This window comes from Martelella sp. AMO21009, assembly GCF_053484295.1.
On record NZ_JBAKFR010000095.1, the window covers coordinates 1 to 216 of the forward strand.

1 pseudogene is annotated in these 216 nt (G+C 58.3%); it reads left to right on the forward strand.

Features of this window, described 5'->3' with window-relative positions:
• Positions 1-216: pseudogene (gene istB, locus V6766_RS25600) on the forward strand (IS21-like element ISSsp5 family helper ATPase IstB); the annotation flags it as partial.

Sequence of the window (216 nt, forward strand, 5' to 3'; positions counted from 1 at the left end):
CAGCCGCCGCCATGGTCAGCGAGATGATGGAGGCCCGTGACGAACGGCGCCTCTTACGTTTCCAGAAGCAGATGGCAGGGTACAAGTTGCTGATCATCGACGAACTCGGCTTCGTGCCGTTGTCAAAGACCGGCGCGGAATTGCTGTTCGAGCTGATCTCGCAACGTTATGAGCGGGGCGCCACCCTGATCACCAGCAATCTGCCCTTTGACGAAT